The organism is Ruegeria sp. C5 (assembly GCF_056537605.1).
The window spans coordinates 326,668-350,120 of record NZ_JBQFRX010000001.1 but is presented as its reverse complement, the minus strand read 5'-3'; the positions used below and the strand labels follow the sequence as shown (position 1 = coordinate 350,120).

General features: G+C 56.5%; 26 protein-coding genes. 12 read left to right on the top strand and 14 right to left on the bottom strand.

Annotation, left to right across the window (positions count from 1 at the left end):
- Positions 1-36: 36 nt before the first annotated feature.
- Entirely contained in the window at positions 37-1,167 is a 1,131-nt protein-coding gene (gene tgt, locus ACR0AW_RS01750) for a tRNA guanosine(34) transglycosylase Tgt (protein WP_170732438.1), read from the bottom strand.
- Between the two features lie 63 nt (positions 1,168-1,230).
- Positions 1,231-2,142, bottom strand: coding sequence for a nucleoside hydrolase (locus tag ACR0AW_RS01745; RefSeq protein WP_170562904.1), 912 nt, complete (start codon positions 2,140-2,142; stop codon positions 1,231-1,233).
- A 175-nt stretch (positions 2,143-2,317) separates the two neighbouring features.
- Between ACR0AW_RS01745 and ACR0AW_RS01740 the strand changes: the two genes are divergently transcribed.
- The 3 genes from ACR0AW_RS01740 to ACR0AW_RS01730 all read left to right on the top strand — a co-directional run bounded on the left by ACR0AW_RS01740 (position 2,318) and on the right by ACR0AW_RS01730 (position 3,944).
- Positions 2,318-3,208 (top strand): SPFH domain-containing protein, encoded by an 891-nt coding sequence (locus ACR0AW_RS01740; RefSeq protein WP_170393209.1) that lies wholly within the window; start codon positions 2,318-2,320, stop codon positions 3,206-3,208.
- Positions 3,208-3,486 (top strand): NfeD family protein, encoded by a 279-nt coding sequence (locus ACR0AW_RS01735; protein WP_170421372.1) that lies wholly within the window; start codon positions 3,208-3,210, stop codon positions 3,484-3,486. Before ACR0AW_RS01740 ends, ACR0AW_RS01735 begins: the two co-directional genes overlap by 1 nt.
- Before the next feature lie 95 nt (positions 3,487-3,581).
- Positions 3,582-3,944 (top strand): SUF system Fe-S cluster assembly protein, encoded by a 363-nt coding sequence (locus ACR0AW_RS01730; protein WP_170393211.1) that lies wholly within the window; start codon positions 3,582-3,584, stop codon positions 3,942-3,944.
- Positions 3,945-4,248: 304 nt separating this feature from the next.
- On the opposite strand, the gene ACR0AW_RS01725 is transcribed toward ACR0AW_RS01730, so the two are convergent.
- Positions 4,249-4,572, bottom strand: coding sequence for a hypothetical protein (locus ACR0AW_RS01725; protein ID WP_170732077.1), 324 nt, complete (start codon positions 4,570-4,572; stop codon positions 4,249-4,251).
- Between the two features lie 164 nt (positions 4,573-4,736).
- Between ACR0AW_RS01725 and ACR0AW_RS01720 the strand changes: the two genes are divergently transcribed.
- Positions 4,737-5,102, top strand: a complete 366-nt coding sequence (locus ACR0AW_RS01720) for a HesB/IscA family protein (protein ID WP_170465407.1) — start codon at positions 4,737-4,739, stop codon at positions 5,100-5,102.
- Here ACR0AW_RS01720 and ACR0AW_RS01715 read toward each other — a convergent pair.
- Positions 5,099-6,013: an isopenicillin N synthase family oxygenase gene (locus ACR0AW_RS01715; RefSeq protein ID WP_170732076.1), complete on the bottom strand. Its 915-nt coding sequence runs from the start codon at positions 6,011-6,013 to the stop codon at positions 5,099-5,101. The two genes, ACR0AW_RS01720 and ACR0AW_RS01715, sit on opposite strands and share 4 nt — an antisense overlap.
- A gap of 120 nt (positions 6,014-6,133) precedes the next feature.
- Here ACR0AW_RS01715 and tpiA point away from each other — a divergent pair, with 120 nt between their 5' ends.
- On the top strand, positions 6,134-6,883 hold the full coding sequence (gene tpiA / locus ACR0AW_RS01710) for a triose-phosphate isomerase (RefSeq protein ID WP_170732074.1): 750 nt from the start codon (positions 6,134-6,136) through the stop codon (positions 6,881-6,883).
- Between the two features lie 9 nt (positions 6,884-6,892).
- On the opposite strand, the gene ACR0AW_RS01705 is transcribed toward tpiA, so the two are convergent.
- The 7 genes from ACR0AW_RS01705 to ACR0AW_RS01675 form a co-directional block, all read right to left on the bottom strand.
- Positions 6,893-7,339, bottom strand: a complete 447-nt coding sequence (locus ACR0AW_RS01705; protein WP_170732072.1) for a nucleoside deaminase — start codon at positions 7,337-7,339, stop codon at positions 6,893-6,895.
- Positions 7,340-7,404: 65 nt separating this feature from the next.
- Positions 7,405-7,716, bottom strand: a complete 312-nt coding sequence (locus ACR0AW_RS01700) for a DMT family transporter (protein ID WP_170732070.1) — start codon at positions 7,714-7,716, stop codon at positions 7,405-7,407.
- A gap of 157 nt (positions 7,717-7,873) precedes the next feature.
- On the bottom strand, positions 7,874-9,250 hold the full coding sequence (locus tag ACR0AW_RS01695; protein WP_170393218.1) for a TRAP transporter large permease: 1,377 nt from the start codon (positions 9,248-9,250) through the stop codon (positions 7,874-7,876).
- Positions 9,250-9,927 carry a TRAP transporter small permease gene (locus ACR0AW_RS01690; RefSeq protein WP_170393219.1) on the bottom strand — a complete coding sequence of 226 codons (678 nt, stop codon included), beginning with the start codon at positions 9,925-9,927 and terminating at the stop codon, positions 9,250-9,252. The genes ACR0AW_RS01695 and ACR0AW_RS01690 overlap by 1 nt, the downstream gene beginning before the upstream one ends.
- Positions 9,928-10,043: 116 nt before the next feature.
- Positions 10,044-11,045 carry a DctP family TRAP transporter solute-binding subunit gene (locus tag ACR0AW_RS01685; protein WP_480438504.1) on the bottom strand — a complete coding sequence of 334 codons (1,002 nt, stop codon included), beginning with the start codon at positions 11,043-11,045 and terminating at the stop codon, positions 10,044-10,046.
- Positions 11,046-11,363: 318 nt separating this feature from the next.
- Positions 11,364-12,593 carry a sigma-54-dependent transcriptional regulator gene (locus ACR0AW_RS01680; RefSeq protein WP_170393221.1) on the bottom strand — a complete coding sequence of 410 codons (1,230 nt, stop codon included), beginning with the start codon at positions 12,591-12,593 and terminating at the stop codon, positions 11,364-11,366.
- Entirely contained in the window at positions 12,590-14,323 is a 1,734-nt protein-coding gene (locus ACR0AW_RS01675) for an ATP-binding protein (protein ID WP_170421367.1), read from the bottom strand. Before ACR0AW_RS01675 ends, ACR0AW_RS01680 begins: the two co-directional genes overlap by 4 nt.
- A 46-nt stretch (positions 14,324-14,369) precedes the next feature.
- On the opposite strand from ACR0AW_RS01675, the gene ACR0AW_RS01670 reads away from it, so the two are divergent.
- A complete protein-coding gene (locus ACR0AW_RS01670) occupies positions 14,370-15,551 on the top strand; it encodes a cytochrome P450 (RefSeq protein WP_170732069.1) in 1,182 nt (393 codons plus the stop codon).
- A 106-nt stretch (positions 15,552-15,657) separates the two neighbouring features.
- Here the strand turns inward: ACR0AW_RS01670 and ACR0AW_RS01665 are convergent, their stop codons facing one another.
- Positions 15,658-16,131, bottom strand: a complete 474-nt coding sequence (locus tag ACR0AW_RS01665; RefSeq protein ID WP_010439761.1) for an Lrp/AsnC family transcriptional regulator — start codon at positions 16,129-16,131, stop codon at positions 15,658-15,660.
- Positions 16,132-16,376: 245 nt separating this feature from the next.
- Here ACR0AW_RS01665 and ACR0AW_RS01660 point away from each other — a divergent pair, with 245 nt between their 5' ends.
- The 6 genes from ACR0AW_RS01660 to infC all read left to right on the top strand — a co-directional run bounded on the left by ACR0AW_RS01660 (position 16,377) and on the right by infC (position 21,222).
- Positions 16,377-16,691 carry a DUF2849 domain-containing protein gene (locus tag ACR0AW_RS01660; protein WP_170732067.1) on the top strand — a complete coding sequence of 105 codons (315 nt, stop codon included), beginning with the start codon at positions 16,377-16,379 and terminating at the stop codon, positions 16,689-16,691.
- Between the two features lie 65 nt (positions 16,692-16,756).
- Entirely contained in the window at positions 16,757-18,421 is a 1,665-nt protein-coding gene (locus ACR0AW_RS01655; protein ID WP_170732065.1) for a nitrite/sulfite reductase, read from the top strand.
- Positions 18,411-19,172 carry a phosphoadenylyl-sulfate reductase gene (locus ACR0AW_RS01650; protein ID WP_170732063.1) on the top strand — a complete coding sequence of 254 codons (762 nt, stop codon included), beginning with the start codon at positions 18,411-18,413 and terminating at the stop codon, positions 19,170-19,172. The genes ACR0AW_RS01655 and ACR0AW_RS01650 overlap by 11 nt, the downstream gene beginning before the upstream one ends.
- Positions 19,169-19,576 (top strand): DUF934 domain-containing protein, encoded by a 408-nt coding sequence (locus ACR0AW_RS01645; protein ID WP_170732061.1) that lies wholly within the window; start codon positions 19,169-19,171, stop codon positions 19,574-19,576. The genes ACR0AW_RS01650 and ACR0AW_RS01645 overlap by 4 nt, the downstream gene beginning before the upstream one ends.
- A gap of 105 nt (positions 19,577-19,681) precedes the next feature.
- Entirely contained in the window at positions 19,682-20,515 is an 834-nt protein-coding gene (locus ACR0AW_RS01640; protein WP_170732060.1) for a ferredoxin--NADP reductase, read from the top strand.
- 116 nt (positions 20,516-20,631) lie between these two features.
- Positions 20,632-21,222, top strand: coding sequence for a translation initiation factor IF-3 (gene infC / locus ACR0AW_RS01635; RefSeq protein ID WP_310793657.1), 591 nt, complete (start codon positions 20,632-20,634; stop codon positions 21,220-21,222).
- Between the two features lie 74 nt (positions 21,223-21,296).
- On the opposite strand, the gene ACR0AW_RS01630 is transcribed toward infC, so the two are convergent.
- Positions 21,297-22,613 carry an aspartate aminotransferase family protein gene (locus ACR0AW_RS01630; protein ID WP_170732058.1) on the bottom strand — a complete coding sequence of 439 codons (1,317 nt, stop codon included), beginning with the start codon at positions 22,611-22,613 and terminating at the stop codon, positions 21,297-21,299.
- Complete coding sequence (locus ACR0AW_RS01625; protein ID WP_480438499.1) at positions 22,610-23,362, bottom strand: beta-keto acid cleavage family enzyme; 753 nt, start codon at positions 23,360-23,362, stop codon at positions 22,610-22,612. Before ACR0AW_RS01625 ends, ACR0AW_RS01630 begins: the two co-directional genes overlap by 4 nt.
- Positions 23,363-23,453 lie beyond the last annotated feature (91 nt).

The window sequence follows — 23,453 nt, the reverse complement described above, 5'->3', positions numbered from 1 at the left end:
AAAAAATACCGCGTTTGTCACCGCAATGGCCACAATCTACAGCGGTTCAATATCGCCTTGCTCCCGAAGCGCGTGGAATTGCGATTGCCACTCTGCGAATGTGCCCTGTGAAATCGCGTCCCGCATTCTCTGCATGATATCCTGAAAGTAATGCAGATTGTGCCAAGTCAGCAGCATGCCCGAGATCATCTCATTCGAGCGGAACACGTGATGCAAGTAGGCGCGAGAATAACTTGAACACGCGGGGCATGTGCAGTTCTCATCCAGCGGGCGTGGGTCGTCAGCATGGCGGGCGTTCTTGATATTGACCACACCATAACGCGTGAACACCTGCCCGGTACGACCCGACCGCGAAGGTAGAACGCAATCCATCATATCTATCCCACGTGCAACGGCACCTACGATATCATCAGGCTTGCCTACGCCCATCAGATAACGCGGTTTATCCTGGGGCAAGAAGTCAGGCGCATAGTCAAGGCAGCTGAACATGGCCTCCTGCCCCTCACCCACGGCAAGGCCGCCGACGGCGTAGCCTTCAAAACCGACCTGCTTAAGTGCCTCGGCACTTTCTTCCCGAAGATCTTGTTCCAGCCCGCCCTGCATGATCCCAAACAGGGCATGTCCAGGGCGGTCTCCAAACGCTTCACGTGACCGTGCAGCCCACCGCATCGAAAGGCGCATGGACTCGGCGATACGGTCGCGATCGGCGGGCAGCGCAGGGCATTCATCAAAGCACATGACGATGTCCGAGCCCAAAAGCCGCTGGATTTCCATCGACCGTTCCGGCGTCAATTCGTGCTTCGAGCCATCGACGTGAGATTTAAAGGTCACGCCCTTCTCGGTCAGTTTGCGCAGACCGGCCAGCGACATCACCTGAAATCCGCCAGAATCCGTCAGGATGGGCCGGTCCCAGTTCATGAACTTGTGCAGGCCTCCCAAACGATCGATACGCTCGGCCGTTGGGCGCAGCATCAGATGATAGGTGTTGCCCAACAGAATATCGGCACCCGTGGCGCGCACACTTTCCGGCATCATCGCCTTGACGGTCGCGGCTGTGCCCACAGGCATGAACGCTGGCGTCCGCACCTCACCGCGCGGCGTGTTGATCACGCCTGTGCGGGCCTTGCCATCGGTGGATTTCAGGTCGAAAGAAAATCGCTGGGTCATGGTAACGCCTTGGATCGCTGAACCGGGCAGGCTTTGCCCGATCTGCAAGGGCATTGCAACCCGTCAGGGCAGCGAGGCTACACGGTCCGTAAACAGGCGCACCACCCCTGCCCCATCGACATCCCGGCACACTCGCACTGGTGGCCGTGCAGGGTCAGGACGAGTCGCACCGATTTCAGCCCCGTCCAACGCCACCTGCAAACCCGTTTCGACCATTTCGAACATCGGTTCATGGGTGCAGGCGATAACGGCAGTCGAGTCATGCAGTCCGCACCCTTCAAGCCCACCGATCTCTTTATAGAACTTTAAATAGAAGCGCGAGATATCACGCAGAAAACCACCCATGTCAGGGGAACGTTCAGCGAGCGCCTCAAAATCAGCGGTCTCGTAGAGCGTTTTCAGAGTCACATCCAATCCCACCAGAATCGTAGGCGGCGGCGCGGCAAAGACTTCGTCTGCAGCTTTGGCATCGTGATAGATATTCGCCTCGGCATGTTCGGTGATGTTGCCCGGGCAGTACACGGCCCCGCCCATGATGACGAGCTTGCCAAGATTCTCTGCAAACTCAGGGTCCAATCGCATGGCATCAGCGATATTGGTCAATGGCCCAACCGCGCATACGACCAGCTCTCCGCGATGGCTGCGCGCCATGTCGACAAGAAACTCTGCGGCGGACAGGGCGTGGTTTTCACCGATCTCTTCAATCTGGGTCAGGTCACCAAAGCCTTCGGGGCCGTGCACATGTTCCGAAGGTGAATGCGCGATCTCTCCCAATGCGAAGGGCGCGCCTTGGGCCACGGGAATGCCGAGCCCCAGTTTGTCCACCAGAAATCGCGCATTGCGGCTGGATTGATGCACATGGGTGTTGCCGAACACGGTGGTCAGGCCGATCAGGTCAATTTCGGACGCAGCGGCGGCATAGGCAATGGCCATTGCGTCGTCGATGCCGGGGTCTGTATCGATAATCAGTTTCATCCTCGTCCGATAACGCAAACACCAGTGGGATGCAAAGCTGCCACAAAAGGGAATTTCTGGCCGGTATGAACGCTTTCACAGATTTGCATTCCAGCCTGTACAATCCATACCAGAGTTGAAATTGAGCGATTCAATCCCCATATGTATACCATAGTACACAATAAATGAGGACAGTATGATAGAAGACCAGATTATCGGACTGATTACTTCGAACATTATCTACCTGCTGGCAGCGGCGCTTATTGCCATTGTCATCTTCAAGGGCATCAAGATCGTGCCTCAATCCGAGAAATACGTTGTTGAACGGTTTGGCCGCCTGCATTCGGTGCTTGGGCCCGGGATCAATTTTATCGTTCCTTTTCTAGATGTTGCCCGCCACAAGATATCCATCCTTGAGCGTCAGTTGCCAAACGCAACGCAAGACGCAATTACCAAGGACAATGTTCTGGTGCAGATCGATACTTCGGTGTTCTACCGCATTCTCGAGCCGGAAAAGACGGTCTATCGCATCCGCGATGTCGACGGTGCGATTGCAACGACTGTAGCCGGTATCGTCCGCGCCGAGATCGGTAAGATGGACCTGGATGAAGTGCAATCGAACCGGGCGCAACTGATTGAACGTATTCAGGAAAGCGTAGAAACCGCTGTTGACGATTGGGGGATCGAAGTAACCCGCGCCGAGATTCTGGACGTAAATCTTGATCAGGCCACTCGTGACGCGATGTTGCAGCAATTGAACGCCGAACGTGCCCGCCGCGCGCAGGTGACCGAGGCCGAGGGCCAAAAGCGTGCCGTTGAGCTGCAGGCAGATGCCGAACTTTATGCGGCAGAGCAGACCGCCAAGGCCCGCCGAATCTCGGCTGAGGCCGAAGCTTATGCGACTCAGGTCGTAGCAAAGGCCATTCAAGACAACGGGCTGGAAGCGGCACAGTATCAGGTTGCGTTGAAACAGGTGGAATCGCTGAACGCCCTAGGCAACGGCACCGGCTCGCAGACCATCGTTGTGCCTGCAAACGCACTTGAAGCCTTCGGCAATGCCTTTAACATGCTTAAAGGAGGAAAATGATGGCCGATCCTTTCTGGCTGACGTGGTGGATTTGGTTGGCCGGAGCACTTGCTCTGGGCATCCTTGAGGTCGCGCTGCCCGGCTTCATTTTCCTGGGTTTTGCCATCGGTGCAGCCATTACCGGAGTGGTTTTGCTGATCCCTGGCCTCACGCTATCCCTGCCCGTTCTGCTGTTGATATTTGCTGTTCTGTCACTGGTCGCATGGCTGGTTCTGCGCCGTATGTTTGCCCTGCCGCACGGTCAGGTCAAAACCTTCAAGCACGACATCAACGACTGATCTGTCGTGGCGCTCAAATCAGGCGCCACGGCACCTCTGGACGCTGCCCGGCACTTTCCCTATATAATTTCTCAGGTAACAGACCCGAGGCATCAATGACCCACCCCAGTGAACAGTTCGAAGGCAGCCCCCTGATCGCTCCCTCGACCATCGATCACCCGCTCTACGAACCCGTGGTCGAAGCTTGCCGGACGGTGTTTGACCCAGAAATACCAGTCAATATCTACGATCTCGGTCTGATCTATACGATCGACATCACCGGAGAAAACGCGGTCAAGGTGATCATGACCCTCACTGCGCCAGGCTGTCCTGTCGCAGGCGAAATGCCCGGTTGGATCGTGGAAGCTATCGAACCCGTTGCTGGCGTCAAAGAGGTCGACGTCGAACTGACTTGGGAGCCACCTTGGGGCATGGAAATGATGTCAGATGAAGCCCGGCTTGAGCTGGGTTTCATGTAACTCTCGACTTACTCACAAAAAACATGGCGATGTTACAAAACGGTGTACTGCGTGTTACTTAACCGTTTTCATGTTGTCACAATGCTGGGTCACAAGGTCCTCAGGTACTGACCCAGTGATTAAGCATGCGTTTTTCGATCTGCTGGACGTGCTGGCGCAGGATGTCGAGTAGCGGGCGTCTTATCCGATTGCCCCGCTAAATTGACATACTTCGTGAATTGCATGGGCCTCTGACCATAGCCATCCCCCATTCAATGGGCCCATTCCGGGCCGCTCTTGCCCGAGAGCGGCCCTTTTTGTTTGATTATTCTAAGTTACAGGTCGATTTGATTTCAGCAGCGCGCGCGTCCAGCTCTTTTATATAGTCGCCTGACAGCATCTTCAGGTGCTTGCTCTCGGTTCCTGTGACGAGACCCAGCAAGGCACCGGCAGGGAGGATCGAGAACACGCTTTCAGCCTGCTGGTCCTCGGCATGTTTCTTTTCAGCTGCGATTGCGCGCAGATCACCGGGTGCGGTAGCACAGTTGACCGGGTGCCGTTTTGTGTCATCTATCGCAAATGCCGCAGACGCGGACGCCAACAACATAGATGTGAAAATGGCGGCTCCTGCCCAGTTCTGCGCTCTCATCGATCCAAACCTCTCTGGAATGCCTGTCCTTTACTTCAGATACGCTAAAGCTTTGCGCACCATCGTGACAACCCTGCGCGGAGTGTGTATTTGAACAGGCTCTCTCTTGAGCCCGGCGCGTGTCGGCCTTAGATTAGAGATAACGCGCGATAACGGAGCCCACCATGTTTGGCATTCCCGGCAAACAAGCCGTGACCATGACACCTAAAGCCGCTGAACAGATTGTTCGGCTTATGAAATCCGGCGGTCACACCGGATTGCGCATCGGCGTCAAGAAAGGCGGCTGCGCGGGGATGGAATACACCATGGACTACGTCGATGATGCCGACCCGAACGACGAAGTGGTCGAGCAGGATGGCGCGCGTGTTATGATCGCCCCCATGGCACAGATGTTCCTGTTCGGAACCGAGATCGACTACGAGGTTTCACTGCTTGAGGCCGGGTTCAAGTTCCGGAACCCGAATGTAGTCGATGCATGCGGATGCGGAGAATCGATTAAGTTCGACGAAACCTTGGCTGAACAACGCTAACTCGCAGCTTTTAGGTGGACGTAGGTCTCATTAAATCGCCGCGTCAGGTGCTCTCCGGCGCGGATCGTGGCGTATGAACCCGGCGGCGCAACATTTGTGTCGTAAGAAGGATTAAAGAACAACGGAACCGAGATCCTCTCGTTCACGCTGCCTTTGACTCTATGCTCGGTCGCTTTGACTTCTCCTGCCGTCCAAAACTCCAGCATCTCCCCGAAATTGATTATGAATTGTCCCGGCGTGGCGTTTACAGCTTGCCAATCGCCATCAGACATACGAACTTCCAGACCCGGTGTGCCGTCCGTGGCCAGCAAAGTCAGGCAGCCATAATCCGTATGCGCGCCGATACCAAAGTCCTTTTCCCCTGCCCAATCAGGACGTTGCGGATAGAAGTTACCGCGCAGCAGCGCCATTGGCGTATCAAAGGCCGCATCAAAACTGTTTGCATCCCTACCGATGGCAATCGCAATCGCGCGCAAAACGCGAATGGCAACTGAGCAGGCGTCTGAATAGTAACTCTGGATCGTTCTCCGAAACGCGTCGGCCCCGTCTGGCCAGAGATTTGGGGCATACACACTTAATCCACGCCCCGCATAGGGATCATCGGCTGGCAGTTCAAAACCGCTATCAAAGACTTCTTTGAAATCCGGGTTCGCCCTGAGATCCACCTGTTCGGAACGCGGCGCACCCCAACCGCGGTTGGCACCCGTAGCTGCCATATCGACGCTCTGCTTGATCTCATCGGGTTGACGAAAAAAATCGCGATAAGTGTCGATCACCTGCTTCACACGGGCGGCATCAAGGCCGGAATTGAAGATCGTTAGAAATCCGATCTGGCGAACAGCATGTCTCAGCTTTTCCATCTCAGCTGGATCACGCAGATCCAATTTGGCGAGATCGAGATCGTCTATCATGCCATCCTCCGCAACAACGCGCGCAATGTGTCCTGACAAGTAGCGCTATGCAACCGGAATTGTCAGCCCCGCCTGCGGGTGATATCCGAGGGTTCAAAGCAGAAAACCGGAGGGATCGCGATGCGGCGTAAGTTGGCGGCAGGCAACTGGAAAATGAACGGAACTGGCGTTGCGCTGAGCGAGTTGGAAGCGTTGAAAGCCTCGCACCCATCTTCTGCGGTAGAAATCCTGATATGCCCACCAGCCACTTTGCTTCATCGCGCGGCAAATACGGTTGAAGGTTCGGGCATTACCGTTGGTGGCCAAGACTGCCACGCGGCGCTCTCGGGTGCGCATACCGGGGATCTGAGTGCCGAGATGCTGTTGGATGCAGGGGCAAGCTCAGTGATTCTTGGCCATTCCGAGCGCCGTGAAGATCATGCTGAGCAGAACGAAGACATCCGTGCCAAAGCCCGCACCGCCATGGATGCAGGCCTGAAGACGATCATCTGCGTTGGTGAAAGCCTTGAACAGCGCGAAGCAGCAAATACTCTGGATATCATCGGTGGACAGATGTCGGGTTCGATCCCGGATCAAGCGACAGGCGAGAACCTGATTGTCGCATATGAGCCGATCTGGGCCATCGGCACCGGTAAGGTTCCAACTTTGGAAGAGATCGGAGAAGTGCATGATTTCATACGCGCACGTCTGGAACGCCGATTTGGCGAAGGTGTCGGCCGGTCAGTCCGCCTGCTGTATGGCGGATCGGTCAAACCCGGTAATGCTGCCGAGATTTTCGGCGTTTCAAATGTTGACGGAGCGTTGGTGGGTGGCGCCAGTCTGAAAGCAACTGATTTCTCGGGCATCATTCAGGCGCTTGAAAGCGCCTGATCGCCAACCTCATTCGGCAATATCTTCGGCCCAAAGCGCGGGCTTCTCTTCGATAAAACGCTTCATCAATGCAATGCAGTCCGGGTCATCTGCGATGATGACCTCGACACCACGATCGCGCAGGAAGTCCTCATTGCCGCCAAAATTCACGGTGTCTCCGATCACAACGCGCGGGATACCGAACTGTACGATCGTGCCAGAACACATCATGCAAGGCGACAGCGAGGTATAGAGCACAGTATCGCGATAGGTCTTCTGCCGCCCTGCCTTGCGCAGCGCATCCATTTCCCCATGGGCGATCGGGTCGCCCAGTTGGACACGCTGATTACGCCCTTGTGCGACGACCTCACCAACCCGCGCAAGCACTGAACCAATTGGGCAGCCTCCTTCGTCAAATCCAGCTTTCGCCTCATCATAGGCAACGCGCAGCAAGCGTGCATCGGTGTCGGTCAGCATATGCAGGTGTCCTTTGTTCGGAGTTGTTTCGCAAAGCTGCCCGACACCACAACGGCGGTCAACGCTTAGGCCAGTTTCATGATGACCAAACCCGTCACGATTAGAACCGCAGCGCCGATCCGCATGGGCGTCAGCGCTTCGCCCAGGAATAGGACGCCAACAGTGAACGCCCCTACTGCGCCGATCCCGGTCCAGATCGTATAGGCGGTACCGAGCGGCAGATCCCGCATGGCCATTGCAAGCAGGCCAAATGACCCGATCATCGCAACACCCATGATCGCCGTCGGCCACAGCCGCGTGAAACCAGCGGTCTGCTTCATCGCGACGGCCCAGACGATTTCGAGAAGGCCGGCAAACAACAGTAATACCCAGGGCATAAGAACACCTCACTTTCCGAGATCGGGTCGTCCCGAATAATCGTCCATGATGGTGAGGTCGTCCTCTGACCCTCAGATATGCGTTTGGGCATCAGTTTCAAGACAAAAAAAACCGGGCGGATTACACCGCCCGGTTCATATGCTCGGTTTAACCGATCTAGTTGGTTATGATCTCAGGCCCCATGAATGTGTTGGGCAGGAATGTCGAAATCCACGGGATATACGTAACCATGATGAGGAAGACGAACAGCACGGCCAAGAACGGCAACGCTGCCTTCACAACACTCATCATCGGCATACCCGCTACGCCCGAGGTTACGAACAAGTTCAACCCGACCGGAGGCGTGATCATCCCGATCTCCATGTTCACCACCATGATGATGCCCAGATGGATCGGATCGATGCCCAGCTCGATGGCAATCGGGAACACCAGGGGGGCCACAATGACCAGCAGACCTGAGGGCTCCATGAACTGGCCACCGATCAACAGGATCACGTTGACCACAATCAGGAAAGTGACTGGCCCTAGACCCGCCGACAGCATAGCGCTTGCGATATGCTGGGGCACCTGCTCATCCGTCAGCACATGTTTCAGGATCAGCGCGTTGGCGATCACAAAAAGCAGCGTAACGGTTAGCTTGCCGGCCTCGAACAGCGTATGCTTGGTGTCGGGGTGCACAAAGGCCGTGATCAACGCATAGGGTTTCTTGAGCAGCGAGATGTTCTGCGCATCCCCTTCGGTGCTGAGCGGACCCATATCCTTGTAGACAAAACTTGCGATCAAGAACGCATAGACGGCAGCAACAGCCGCGGCCTCGGTCGGGGTAAAGATACCTCCGTAGATACCGCCGAGGATGATGACGATCAGGAACAGACCCCAACCGGCCTCGCGTGCTGACGTGAAGACCTCACCCCAACCTTTCCAATCGCCTTTGGGAAGGTTCTTGACCTTGGCCATGACGTAAATGGTGATCATCAGCATCAGACCAGCCATCAAACCCGGAATAACGCCCGCAAGGAACATCCGCCCGACCGAAACCTCCACGGCTGCCGCATAGACCACCATCACGATTGATGGCGGAATCAGAATGCCCAGTGTCCCTGCGTTACAGATCACACCGGCGGCGAATTCCTTGGAATAGCCCACCTGACGCATGCCAGCGATGACGATCGACCCGATTGCCACAACTGTCGCCGGAGACGAACCCGACAAGGCCGCAAACAACATACACGCGAAGACGCCAGCAATTGCCAGACCTCCGGGCAAGTGCCCCACACAAGCGATCGAGAAACGGATGATCCGCCGCGCCACTCCACCTGTGGTCATGAAAGATGACGCGAGAATGAAAAACGGGATAGCCAAGAGGGTGAAATGCCCCTCAAACGCCTCGAACAGCGTGCCAGCGACCGAAGCCAATGAGCTGTCGGAATAGATCAGCAGGAATAGGGTCGAGCTGAGACCAAGTGCCACCGCAATCGGAACTCCGATCAACAATAGGCCAATGACCATCGAGAAAAGTAGTACGACGTCCATCAGTCATGCTCCCCCTGCTGGGCGCGGACTTCTTCGATCTCGTCCTCAACCTCGTGGCTAGCTACAAGGCGATCAGTTTCACCGCGCCAAATCTGTACTGCGACCTGTGCAAAACGGATCACCAGCAGCAACATCGAAAGAGGCAGAACGAAATACGGAACGACCTTGGGCAGTTTCTCGTAATACTCGCCATAGTTGATCATATCTTCCAGAAACCGCAGCGGCGCGACCATCGGGATATCATCAACTTCATAGAAGCTCTGGCTGCGCGCACTCATGTCAAAGCCGGTCGGAAACCAGCGACCCGAGGTTGGCGGCAGATCGGCAAAAACCGCCCAGTAGTCATACGACCCCTTGAGCAGGAGCAGAGAAAACACCAGACAGCAAGCAACGGCTATCAACGCTAAAACCCGGCGTGGCGCGGGGGCCAGCATGTTCAGGATCGCATCAACACCCAGATGTGCATGCTTCTTCACTGCATAAGACGCACCCAGCAGCACCAACCAACCGAAGGTGAATACTGTCAGTTCCAGCGCCCAAAGAATGTTAGAATTGAATACAAACCGCGCGATCACATTGGCGAAGGTGACAATTGTCATCAGACCCAACAGGCACGCAATCATGGTTTCTTCGATATGGTCGACCAGCCCGCCTTGGCCGGGTTTCGCACCAGACATCTCTCTGTCCCCGCATTTTTTTGATGAGAGTGGTGGGAGTGTGGCGGGCCACTAAGGCCCGCCCAGCCAATGCGTCCATAACTCCCCAGTCCCCGGACGCGTGGCTTGAACCGGGATCAGAACCCGGCGTTGATCGCCTGTGCGGCGTCGATCTTGTCCTGACCAACGTCACCGGCAAATTTGTCCCAGACTGGCTTCATCGCATCGACCCAGGCCTGGCGCTGCTCGGGGTTCAGTTCCCGGATGATGCCCCCTGCGTCAGTGATCGAAGCCTTGGCAGCTTCGTTTACGGAAAAGGCCTCCTTGTTACGGGTCTCGGTCACTTCGGCGAGAATCGTCAGGAATTGATCGCGAACTTCAGGCTCCAGGCTGTCCAGCCAGTCAACAGAGGTTACAACCAGATAATCGATGATACCGTGGTTCGTTTCTGTGATGCCGTCCTGCACCTCGAAGAACTTCTTGCCGTAGATGTTCGACCAGGTGTTTTCCTGCCCGTCAACAACGCCCTGTTGCAGAGCACCGTACACTTCCGAGAACGCCATCTTCTGAGGGCTGCCACCAATTGCTTCCATCTGGGCAACCAATACGTCCGAAGACTGAACGCGGAACTTCAGGCCGTTCGCATCCGAAGGATCTTCCAACGGCTTGTTCGCAGACATCTGCTTCATGCCATTGTGCCAGAATGCCAGCCCCTGCAGGCCGCGGCGCTGCATGCTGTCTTTCATCGCCTGACCATCGGCCGAGGCTTGGAACGCATCCACAGCATCGATGTTCTTGAACATGAACGGCAGATCGAACAGGCGGAATTGCTTTGTAAACTTCTCAAACTTCGACAGCGAGGGCGCGGCCAACTGCACGTCGCCCTGCAGCATCGCTTCAAGAACCTTGTCATCGTTGTAAAGAGTGGAGTTCGGATAAACCTCCATGCACATCACGCCGTTCATCTCGTCATTGACGCGCTGCTCAAGCAGCGAAGCGGCGATGCCCTTGGGGTGTTTGTCCGTATTGGTCACATGCGCAAACTTCACGACGATCTCGCCATCATCGCAAGCTGCTACACCAGCGGTCGCTGTCACGGACAGTGCGATTGCGGTTGCTGCCGTTGTCAGGAATTTCATCAGTCTTATCCTCCCAGACTTCCCTAAAACTTCCATCGAGCGCCCAATCAGCGCCGTATGTTGCGGAGTGAACCGAATCGGCTCCTCACTCTCAACATTTTGTTTAGATGTTGCTGAAATCTGTTTTTTCCAAATAATTTCTTACGGTTAAATGATGTCCGTTATAAATCTGGTGTTTCGGCAGAACTACGCTGTGCGATTTTTCGCACAGGCAGTCAGCACCTTGTGCGAATTTCCGCACAATATCCGAATCGATGCGAGCGAATCGCTCGCTTAAGCCACAGCGCAACCGCAGTTCGCCCTAGCGGAAGTGTTTTGCTAACGACGATAGTCTTCTGGCCTAATGTGGTAGCGGGTCAGCTTGTCATAAAAAGTTTTGCGCGGCAGCTTCAGTGCCTTGGCGGCATCCGCAGCCTTGCCATTGTGGCGCCCAAGGGCTGCAATCAGCAAAGACCTCTCAACACGCGCCAATTGCTCGCTCAACCCCAGATCAGCGGCCTGTGCAACCTCATCCGGCATCCCCAACACAAACCGCATTGCCGCCGACATCAACGATCGGGCATTGCCCGGCCAATCCTGCGCCATCAGCGAGGCCAGATGCTCGGGTGTCACTTCAGGTTCCGCAATCCCGGCCTGCTCAGCGGCCTGCGCCACATAGCGGCGAAAGATGACGGGGATATCCTCGGGCCGTTCTGACAGGGCCGGGATTCGCACCCGCATGACATCCAACCTATAGAACAGATCGGCATTGAACCTTCCCTGTGCAGTAAGGTCCGACAAATCGGCCGTTGCCCCTGCGATGATTCTGGCTTCCGTCCCTTGTTCGATCAGTTCCAGCGCGGCGTATTGCGTGGCATCCGACATCGCCGAGATCTCATCCAGATAAAGCGATCCGCCTGCCGCGTCCTTGCAGACACGCAATAAATCATCCGGGTTCAGGCCTGAGGCAGGGCGTTTGACAAATGGCCCCTGTCCAACCGGAGACATCAGATGGACAACTTCAGCGACCTTTGAAACTCCGCTACCCGCTGGCCCGGTAACCAGTACCTCGGCCCGTGTTGGCGCTACGCTCCGCACTCGCTCACGCAAGGCCTCGGCTTGATCTGACAACCCAAACAGCATGCGTGCTGCGGGATCGCCACGCTCAAGTTCGCGCCGTTGCTCGCGTTCCTGCAGAATTTCTGCGCGCGCGGCAAAGGCTCGTTCGAGTACCGCCAATAAATCCGCTGCTGCACAGGGCTTTTCCAGAAAATCAAATGCTCCCTGCCCCATGGCCTGTACTGCCATCGGGATATCGCCTTCACCTGTCAGCAATACCACCGGAAGCTCAGGATCAACCTCGCGCGCGTATGCGAGCAGATGAAACCCATCCCGCCCCGGCATGCGAATATCCGAGATGATCACACCGCCGAAGTCACGATGAATATGATCCTTTGCGGCCACGAAAGATCCCGCGGTGACCGGTTCATACTCGGCCAATTCGAGGGTTTGCGCCAAGGCCTCACGTACGGCGGCATCATCATCGACCAAAAGCACTTTGCGGATCATGCTGCCTCATCTTCTTCAAAGGGTTCCAGTTCAACCGTGAATTCAGCACCCTCGTCCGTGTTGGCACCGCGAATATCCCCCCCGAAGCTCTGAACCAGACCGTAGGATATCGACAGCCCCAGACCCATCCCCTCGGACGTCCCAACTGTTTTTGTGGTGTAGAACGGCTCAAACACGCGGTCGGGGTCCTCGATGCCGGGTCCGGTATCCCGCACAGACACGCGAATAGGCTTCCCCCCTGACAGAGTGACCAATATCCTGCGCGTCGGTCGATCGACCATCGCATCCGCTGCATTATTGATTAGGTTGACAAACACCTGCACAAGACGCACCTCTCCACCCCAAGCATAGACCGCAGTCTTTGGCGGCACCCACTCCAACGCGACATTCTCATCGCGCAGGCGCGCCTCAGTCAATTCGGTGGCAGTGTTCAGAACCTGAACCAGATCAACGCGCCCCATTGGTTCGCTTTCATTTCTCGCAAAAGCCCGCAGGTTCTTGATGATCCGCGCCATGCGTGCGGCCATATCGGAAATACGGCCCAGATTTTCGCCAGCTCTCTGGCCCTTGCCGCGCTCAAGAAAGGCGGACCCGTTGTCGGCGAACTGCTGAATCGCCATCAAGGGCTGGTTCAATTCATGACTGATGCCAGCCGACATCTTGCCCAAAGCGCTCAACTTACCAGCCTGAACCAAATCGGCCTGCGCTTGTTTGAGCGCGGCTTCCGCCTCCTGCCGCTCGGCAACTTCGTGGCGCAAAGCGCTATTAGCCGCCGTCAAGGCGCGCGTGCGTTGCGCGACCCGGCTTTCCAGCACGGTATTTGCCTCTGCAAGTGTCCGACGGCGTTCCGAGGCCAGAAACAACAAAGCACCAAAGGCGAAACAGATCGCCGCAACCGCCGCCGCCTGCAACCCCGCCAACCGGCGCGCCGGGGCGACATCAACCAGCATCTCTGCGGTCATCGCAATCACCGGAAGATCGAGCGTCAGATGCAGGGCGCGACGGGGCAGATAGCGACCCCAATTGAGCTTCCACACTTCATATCCCGCAATCCAGGTTGAGGCGAAATCGACATTCTCACCTTCGGGTGACATCAGGCCCTGCTGCCCTTGCCCGCGGCGCCATAGTAGCAGATCCGATCGGTTCGAGATAAAGACAACCCCATCCGTATCAACGAAAAACACCGCATCGGTGCTACCGCGCCAAGTTTGTTCAACGTCCTGCACATCGGCCAGAACCATCAACGCGCCTTGTATCTGCCCCAATTCCCCAAATGCAGGGGCCGCATATGAATAGATGCGATCGCCGCTTGCGTCTTCGACCCCATGCGCGCTGCCCAAGGCACCTTGCATGGCGCGCTCGAAGGCCGGATGTGCGGACATATCGCGCTGCGTCACCGGTTGGGCCGCGACAAGAACCTGACCCTCCGGATTCAGGTACATAACGTTAACGGCAGCGGTTTTGTCTGCCACATCCAGCAGCACCTTTCGGGCGGCCCGTTGCTGTTCTGATGTTTCTAGCTCCTGCAAAGCAGGATGATCCGCCATCAAGGCGGCCACTTCCTGATAGACCTGCATTTGCGTGCTCAGACGGTCGGCGGCCAGTTCCAAATCAGCCTCGGCCTTCTCGCTCAGTTGCGACAGGGCCTGACGATAGCCATATGTCCAGACCGCCGCTGACAGCAATCCGACCGCGCATAAGAAACCGGCTATGATCCAAAAACGTTGCATATCTAGGGTCTTGCATTCAGCAGCCGCCATGGCAAGTCTGCACCGCATGAAGACGCTGACCCAATCCCCGACCGACCCGGCATTCGTGCAAAACCCATACCCTTTTTATGACAGCGCACGTCAGTCGGGCGATCTGTTCTACTGGAAAGACTACGGCCTTGTCGCGGCTGTCTCGCACAAAGCGGTGCAAATTCTGCTGCGCGATCGGCGCTTCGGGCGTGAAATCCCGGCGGAACTTGCAAAACCCGGCCCAGACCATCTTGCACCCTGGCTAGAAGTCGAATCCCATTCGATGTTAGAGCTTGAACCCCCGCGTCATACTCGATTGCGTTCTCTGGTACTGCGGGCGTTTACCTCTCGCGCGATCACGGCGCTTGAGGGGTCCACTGTACAGTTGTGCCACGATTTGATCAAGCAGTTCCCCGCTGGCCCCTTCGATCTGCTGGAGGCCTATTGCACCCAGGTCCCCGTGATCACGATCTGCCGTCTGCTCGGTGTGCCAGAAGACATGGCACCGCAACTGTTGCAGTGGTCGCACGCCATGGTGGCCATGTATCAGGCAAACCGGACGCGCCAGACCGAAGACGAAGCCGTCCGCGCCACACAAGCCTTTACCACCTATCTCGAAGAATACATCGAAAAACGCCGCACTGACCCGCGTGACGATCTGATCACCCGGTTGATCGCGGCAGAGGAAGATGGTGAAAAACTCTCGCGGGACGAACTGATCACGACCTGCATTTTGTTGCTGAACGCCGGTCACGAGGCCACCGTGCACGCTATTGGCAATGGCGTGAAGACTATATTAACGACGGGTACACAGCAGTATGTCCTGGCGCCCGGCACTATCGATAGCGCAGTCGAGGAAATCCTGCGTTTCGATCCACCACTGCACATGTTCAGACGCTATGCCTATGAAGACATTGAACTCTTCGGTCACAGCTTTGCGCGTGGTGACGAAGTTGCCTTGCTTCTGGGCGCAGCCAATCGCGACCCAGCTGCTTGGTCCCAACCCGATACATTCGACCCGATGCGAGATGTAAGCGCCAATACTAGCTTTGGTGGTGGCCTTCACTTCTGTGTGGGCGCTCCGCTGGCCCGGCTTGAGATGCGGATCGCCCTGCCCATCCTGTTCCAGCAATGCCCAAAGCTAAAGCTGACGGCAGAGCCGCAATATTCGGACAGCTACCATTTCCACGGGCTGACCAAACTCATGGTAACGGGCTGACTTAATATCCTGTCAAGAAACCCGGATCCGTGCTTCATCTGGCCATAAATATCTCGGGGGAGTCGCCTTCGGGCGGCGAGGGCGGCGCCCCCATTCACGCTTCATCCTATCCGACAGACTTCAGTGGTAGCATGGTGGTCGATTTGATCTCTTCCATCGAAAGCAAGGCTGTGACGTTGTGCACCCGTACCTCTGAAATCAACGCCTGATAAAACGCATCATACGCACGCGCGTTCTTGACGCGCACTTTCAGAATGTAATCGATGTCTCCAGCCAAACGGTGCGCTTCCTGAACCTCTGGACGATCGCGCAACGCTTTCAGGAACTTCTGCTGCCACTCTGCTTCATGTTCCGACGTACGGATCAGCACAAAGAATGTGGCCTCAAAGCCCAACGCTTCGGCATCCAGCAATACGGTCTGCTGGCCAATGACCCCTGCCCCCTTCAGCTTGCGAATGCGATTCCAAACCGGCGTCTTGGAGCTCCCTACACGGGCTGCGATTTCGTCAAGCGACTGGCTGGCATCCCGTTGCAGCTCGGCTAGAATTTTCCGATCCGTGTCGTCTATTCGCACCGACATTCCAATTTCCCTTCCAATTCAGAACAAACCTTCTTTCACTCGCCGCATATAGAACATTTGTTCTTATTTCTTCGCGCATATGGCGATTTGTCGGGAATATTTCCTATATTGGCACACAAGTCAATTCAGTCACGAGATGATCCGATGCAGGTCAAACAAACAAATAGGCGCATTCACAAACCCGGCGTCGCCCGAGTTGCGCAATACCCGCACAAAGTCTCGGTTTTCAATAAGGAGCTTGCCTGATGGCCCGCGCTTTTACCCCCAAAGTCGTCACCGCCAACGACTTGTTGGAAGGTGATGTGATTTACCAGACCGAAGATGACCGGTGGTCGCGCGAGTTGTCCGATGCCGAACTGATCACGGACGAAGCTCACGCGCAGGTTCGTCTGCTGGATGCCGCGCGTCAGGCCAACAAGATCGTCGGCGCCTATCTTGCCGACGCGGTGGCCGGAGAAAAGGGCCCCGAACCCACCCACTTTCGGGAGGATTTCCGCCGGACTGGTCCGTCCAACTATGCCCACGGCAAACAGGAAACCTCCCAGCAGCCTCGGGCCTGATCTCAGGCCATTCTCTCTCCCCTTCAAGGCCCCGGGTCCGGGGCTGCAACTAAGGACAGCTAAACATGTATCGCTACTCCGAGTTCGACACAGCATTTTTGGCAGAACGCAACGCGCAGTTCCGTGCGCAGGTTGAGCGTCGCATTGACGGTTCGCTGACTGAAGACGAATTCAAGCCACTGCGCCTGATGAATGGTCTGTATCTGCAATTGCACGCTTATATGCTGCGGGTCGCTATTCCATATGGCACGCTGTCCAGTGCTCAGATGCATCAGCTCGCTTTGCTGGCCGAGAAATGGGACAAAGGTTACGGCCATTTTACCACCCGTCAGAACATTCAGTACAACTGGCCGAAGCTGAACGACGTGCCGGATATGCTGGACGCACTGGCCGAGGTTGGCATGCACGCCATCCAGACCTCGGGTAACACCATCCGCAACGTGACCGCCGATCATTTCGCCGGTGCCGCCGCGGATGAGGTCGCTGATCCGCGCCCCTATGCCGAACTGCTGCGTCAGTGGTCAACCGACCACCCTGAATTCCAGTTCATGCCGCGCAAATTCAAGATCGCCATCACCGGCAGCGAGAATGACCGCGCCGTGATCAAGGCGCATGACATCGGTCTGCAACTGGTCGAGCGTGATGGTGTTCTGGGTGCCCGCGTCATCGTTGGCGGTGGTCTGGGCCGTACGCCCATGATCGGCAAAGAGCTATCGGAATTCGTCGCCTTTGACGACCTGCTGGCCTATCTTGAGGCCACCGTTTCCGTGTGGAACCAGATCGGCCGTCGCGACAACAAGTACAAGGCGCGCATCAAGATCACCGTGCACGAGCATGGCATCGACGCCATCCGTGCCAAAGTGAACGAGCGATTCCTGAAGGTTCGCCCGCAATTCAAAGGCGCGGATATGAGCCTGCTGGACAAAATCAAAGGCCACTTTGCGCCTCCAGCCTTCCGTGATGGTTCGGTTGCCTCGTTCGAGAGTGCCTACACCAACGATCCGGTCTTCCGTTCGTGGGTCGACACCAACATCGCGCCGCACAAGAACGCGGACCACGCGATCGTCACGATCTCGATCAAGAAGCACGGCCAGACGCCGGGCGATGCGACTGCCGAGCAGATGCGCGTAATGGCTGATCTGGCCGAAGAGTTTGCCTATGACGAACTGCGTATCAGCCACGAGCAGAACGTAATCCTGCCGCATGTCCACAAATCCGACCTGCCCGCGATCCACGCGACGCTGAAAGAATACGAGTTGGCGACCGCCAACATCGGCTTGATCAGCGACATTATCGCTTGCCCCGGTATGGATTACTGCGCACTGGCGACGGCACGTTCGATCCCCGTGGCGCAGGAAATCGCGACCCGGTTCGAAGACCTGAAACTGGAGCATGATATCGGCCACCTGAAGATCAAGATCTCGGGCTGCATCAACGCCTGTGGTCACCACCATGTGGGTCACATCGGCATTCTTGGCCTCGACCGCGCTGGCGTCGAAAACTACCAGATCACTCTGGGTGGTGACGGTACCGAATCCGCCGCCATAGGTGATCGTACTGGCCCGGGCTTCGCCTATGACGAGATTGTTCCGGCGGTCGAGCGCATCGTCGACACGTATCTGGAGCAGCGCGACAGCGCCGAAGAGACCTTCTTGCAGACCTATCGCCGCGTTGGCATGGCACCGTTCAAAGCGGCGCTTTACCCCGAGGCACAGGCCAATGCCGCTTGACCTGATCCAAACGGAACTGGGGGCTGACCGCGCCGAACTGACCGAAAAGGTCGAGGCGCTGAACGCCCGCTTCCGCCACCACAGTGCCCATGATGTGATGCATGGCACATTGGACGAGATCGAGGAGCTTGCTCTGGTCTCCAGCTTTGGCGCGGAATCGGTGGTGTTGCTGCATATGGCTGCAGTGGTCGACAAGATGACCCCAGTGCTGTTCGTGGACACCCAGATGCTGTTTGCCGAAACGCTGGAATACCAGCAGGAGGTCAGCGAGCGTCTGGGCCTGCGCAATGTGCAGATCATCCGCGCCGAGGATGAAGATGTTCAGCGCGACGATCCTTATGGCGCGTTGCGTCTGCGTGACACCGATGCCTGCTGTAATCTGCGCAAGACCTTCCCGCTGCAGAAAGCTCTGACCGGGTATTGTGGCTGGATCACCGGGCGCAAACGGTTTCAGTCCGGCACCCGTGCCGCGCTGGACTTTTTCGAGGTCGAGGACGGAACCGGCCGGATCAAGGTCAACCCCTTGGCCCACTGGGCGCCCAACGATGTGCGCGCCTATATGGAAGAAAACAACCTGCCCCGGCATCCGCTGGTGGCCAAAGGATACCCCTCGATCGGCTGTGCGCCCTGCACTTCGCCGGTCAAAGAAGGCGAAGACCCCCGCGCCGGGCGCTGGCGCGATCAGAACAAGGAAGAATGCGGCATCCATTTTGTTGATGGAAAAATGGTGCGCATCGGAGAGAAAACATGAACGTAATCGTGAACGACGAGGGCTTTGCCCCGGATGACTGGACCGATGGCTATGTCACGCTGGACGACGCAGCGAATGATGTGGTTGCGCTGGATATCACTTCGGACACTGACCCCGATGAACTATTTGACCGGCTGGGCAGCGCCCAGATGGTGCGTGTGGATTTTCCATCTTCGGCAGATGGGCGCGGCTTCACCATTGCGCGCGTTCTGCGCCTGAAGGGTTACAAAGGCCGCCTGCGGGCCAAAGGCCATATACTTGCCGACCAATACGCCATGGCGCGTCGCAGCGGCTTTGATGAGGTCGAAATTGACCACGCACTGGCCAACCGTCAGCCCGAAGATCAGTGGCTGGCCCGCGCCAATTGGCAGGACAATAACTACCAGGCCCGCCTGCGCGGCTAACTCGCCATCGGCAGCTTGTGATACGAAAGGGGCAATCTGCCCCTTTTCCTGACTTGGATCAAAGATTAAACGGAGATACCGGTTTAGCAGACCGGTGGTAAAATTATGACAGAGATGAAGCCCGTGAGTGAAGCAACCGCCGTAAAGGCCCCCGTCCTGCCCGATGCCCAGACCGTGACCGAGGTCAAGCACTGGACCGACCGCCTGTTCTCTTTCAAGGTGTCGCGCCCGGCATCCTTGCGTTTTCGCTCGGGTGAATTTGTGATGATCGGTCTGCTGGGCGACAACGGCAAACCTCTGCTGCGCGCCTATTCCATCGCCTCGCCTTCATGGGATGAGGAACTGGAATTCTACTCGATCAAAGTGCAGGATGGCCCGCTGACCTCGAAGCTGCAGCACATCCAGCCCGGTGATCAGATCGTCCTGCGGCCCAAGCCGGTTGGCACACTGGTCCATGACGCGCTGCTGCCCGGCAAGCGCATCTGGTTCTTTGCTACGGGAACAGGTTTTGCCCCCTTCGCATCGCTGCTGCGCGAGCCGCAGACCTACGAAGATTATGACGAGGTCATCATCACCCATACCTGCCGCGACGTGGCCGAGCTGGACTATGGTCGTGAGCTGATCGAGAACGTCAAACAGGACGAACTGCTGGCTGAACTGATGGGCGAAGGCTTTGCCGACAAGATTCGCTACTACCCGACCACCACGCGGGAAGAGAGCCCAAAGATGGGTCGTATCACCGAATTGCTGAAAGACGGCACCGTATTTGCCGATCTGGGCATCGAAGATGGCATCAAGCCGGACACCGACCGGGCCATGGTCTGCGGCAGCCTTGCGTTCAACCATGACATCAAAGCAATTCTGGAAGAGTTCGGCCTGCGCGAAGGCGCGAATTCCGAACCCAAGGAATTCGTGATCGAAAAGGCCTTTGTGGGCTAAACGGGTTTGCCGGCCGGGTTGTCGACAGCCTAAACCGGCAAAAACACCCGAATTTCATCGAAAATTCATGCAGCTTGCAATTTATGCCGCTTGAAACACCTTTCAGCCCGGTCTAAATTCCGGGCTCGAAATTCTGCAATCATCAAAGGAATGAACCCATAGCCCGCAGACCTCACAACGCGCCGCCACAGCGAGATACCGGCCCGCGCGTCAATGACAAGATCCGTGCTCCCGAAATTCGCCTGATTGGCGCCGAAGGTGAAAATGTCGGGGTGGTTCATCCCGCAAAAGCCATGCAGATGGCCGCCGATGTCGGCCTCGATCTGGTTGAGATTTCGCCCAACGCGAACCCGCCGGTCTGCAAAATCATGGATTTCGGCAAGTTCAAGTACGAACAGCAGAAACGCGAAAGCGAAGCCCGCAAGAAGCAAAAGATCATTGAGGTGAAAGAGGTCAAGTTCCGGCCCAACACCGACACGCATGACTACGACGTCAAGATGCGCAACGTGTTCAAGTTTCTTGAGAACGGCGACAAGGTCAAAGTCACCCTGCGTTTCCGGGGCCGCGAGATGGCGCACCAGAACCTGGGGCGTGAGCTGCTGGAACGTGTGGCCGAAGACGTCAAGGATCTGGGCAAGATCGAGAACATGCCCAAGATGGAAGGCCGTCAGATGATCATGATGATTGGCCCGCTGCCACAGAAGTAGGTTTTCTTTTGTAGAATGACAAAAGCCCCTCCGAAATCGGAGGGGCTTCTTTGTTTTCTGGCTTCTCGCCTAAATCAGATCACCGAGGATATCGCCCGATCCAGCTTGTCTACAAGCTCGACCAGTTGGTCATCTTCGATGATAAAGGGCGGTGCTAGGAGGATATGATCTCCGTTGCGTCCATCACGCGTTCCCGACATCGGGTAACAGATCAATCCCTCGGCCATCGCTGCCTTCTTGATTTTGCCCGCCACGCCACGCGATGGATCAAACGGGGTTTTCGTATCCCGATCCTCGACCAACTCAATTCCTCGGAATAAGCCGCGGCCCCGTATGTCCCCGACATTCGGGTGTTGGCCAAACTTGTTTTCCAACATGCTCTGCAATTTGCCCCCCATTACGCCGGCCCGCGCTGGCAGGTCACGAGAAGTAAGTTCCTGTACAACGGCAAGCGCAGCCGCAGTCGCAACCGGATGACCGATATAGGTGTGGCCATGCTGGAAGAAGCCCGATCCATCCCGGATCGCATCATAGATTCGACCCGAACACAGCATGGCTCCGATAGGCTGATACCCTGCCCCCAACCCTTTGGCGATACAAAGAATATCTGGCGCGACATCGTCATGATCACAGGCAAACAAATGCCCGGTACGACCCATGCCGCACATTACTTCGTCGAGGATCAGAAGAACGCCGTGTTGATCGCAAATTTCACGGATTCGCTTGTAGTACCCCTCGACTGCCGGAACAGCCCCAAGCGTCGCACCAACCACCGGCTCTGCCATGAAAGCCATGACCGTTTCAGGCCCAAGGCGCAGGATTTCTGCCTCCAGCTCATTCGCAACGCGCTGACCATATTCAAAACTGCTCTCATCCTCAGGCTTTTCGGCGTACTCATAGCAAGGAGCGATATGAGTCATCTCGATCAGCATCGGTGCAAACTGCGCCCGCCGCCATTCATTGCCACCCGCCGAAAGTGCCCCCAAAGTGTTGCCGTGATAGCTTTGCCGACGCGCGATCACATGGCGGCGTTCTGGCTGACCGGTTTCAAGATAATACTGCCGCGCCAGTTTGATAGCAGCCTCGGTCGCCTCTGACCCGCCCGAGACAAAGTAGACCCGGTCCAGATCGCCGGGGGCGTGTTCAATCAGCAGATCAGCCAGTGCCTCTGCCGGTTCCGAGGTCATAAAGCCGGTATGCGCAAACGCAATCTGCGCCACCTGATCCTGCACCGCTTTGACCACAGCGGCGTTGGAATGGCCGAGGCATGAAACGGCAGCATCCCCGCAATCCAAATAACGACGGCCGGTTGAATCGATCAGATAACAGCCGTCACCACCAGCGGCCTCAGGCAGTTCCGACTTGGTGTGACGTGGAAATACGTGACTCATGTCGAAGTCCTTTTCAGAAGATTAATGAGCGCCGCGACTGATGCAGCATTGTCTGCCCAAGCCTGGCCATTCGGACCTGCAAGGCTGTTTTCGAAACCCACGCGCACATCGCCACCCAACTGCGCGGCCTTTTGCAGGCACGCATGCTCCTGCCCTCCAAAGGCACAGACCATCCATGGATCAGCGCTGTGCGGAAACACATCCAGATCATTCGGACTCGATTCTTTCGCCGTGGCATAGCGACCAAGGACAAGCAGACGGTCGACCTGATCCGATTTTACCACCCCTTTAGCCTGCCAATGGGTCAGTAACTCGACGTCAGCGACATCATAGAGGATATGCTGAACACGAGTCCCTTGTTCCGCGCATAGTGCGTAGACCTTTGGCGCAAGTTCGGGCGACCGTGCAATCTCGCGCACCGAAATCGAAGCCCAGTCCGGGCGCACATCTTGCAAACAAGCAAGTTGTGCTTGAACGCTGAAAACGCCAGCAGCTTCTGTCGTAATCTGGATGTCCATGTCAGGGGCCGCAGCACGCAGTTCAGCAATGGTTTCACAATACAAACCCGCATCAAGCGAATGCTGACCCGCCTGATCACGAACATGCAGGTGCAGGCCTTGCGCACCTGCCCGATTGCAGGTCTTCGCAGCTTTGACGATTTCGTCCGTTGTGATCGGCAGCGCAGGATGATCCCCATGCCCCCGCCGCGCCCCGTTCGGAGCCACCAACACATATGGCCTTCTCGTCATCCTCAAACCAGTCCCAGACATTCCGTCACCTGTTTTTTACGATCCCGAATTAAACACCTCGCTCACGTTTTCAATTTGCATTCTTCATAAC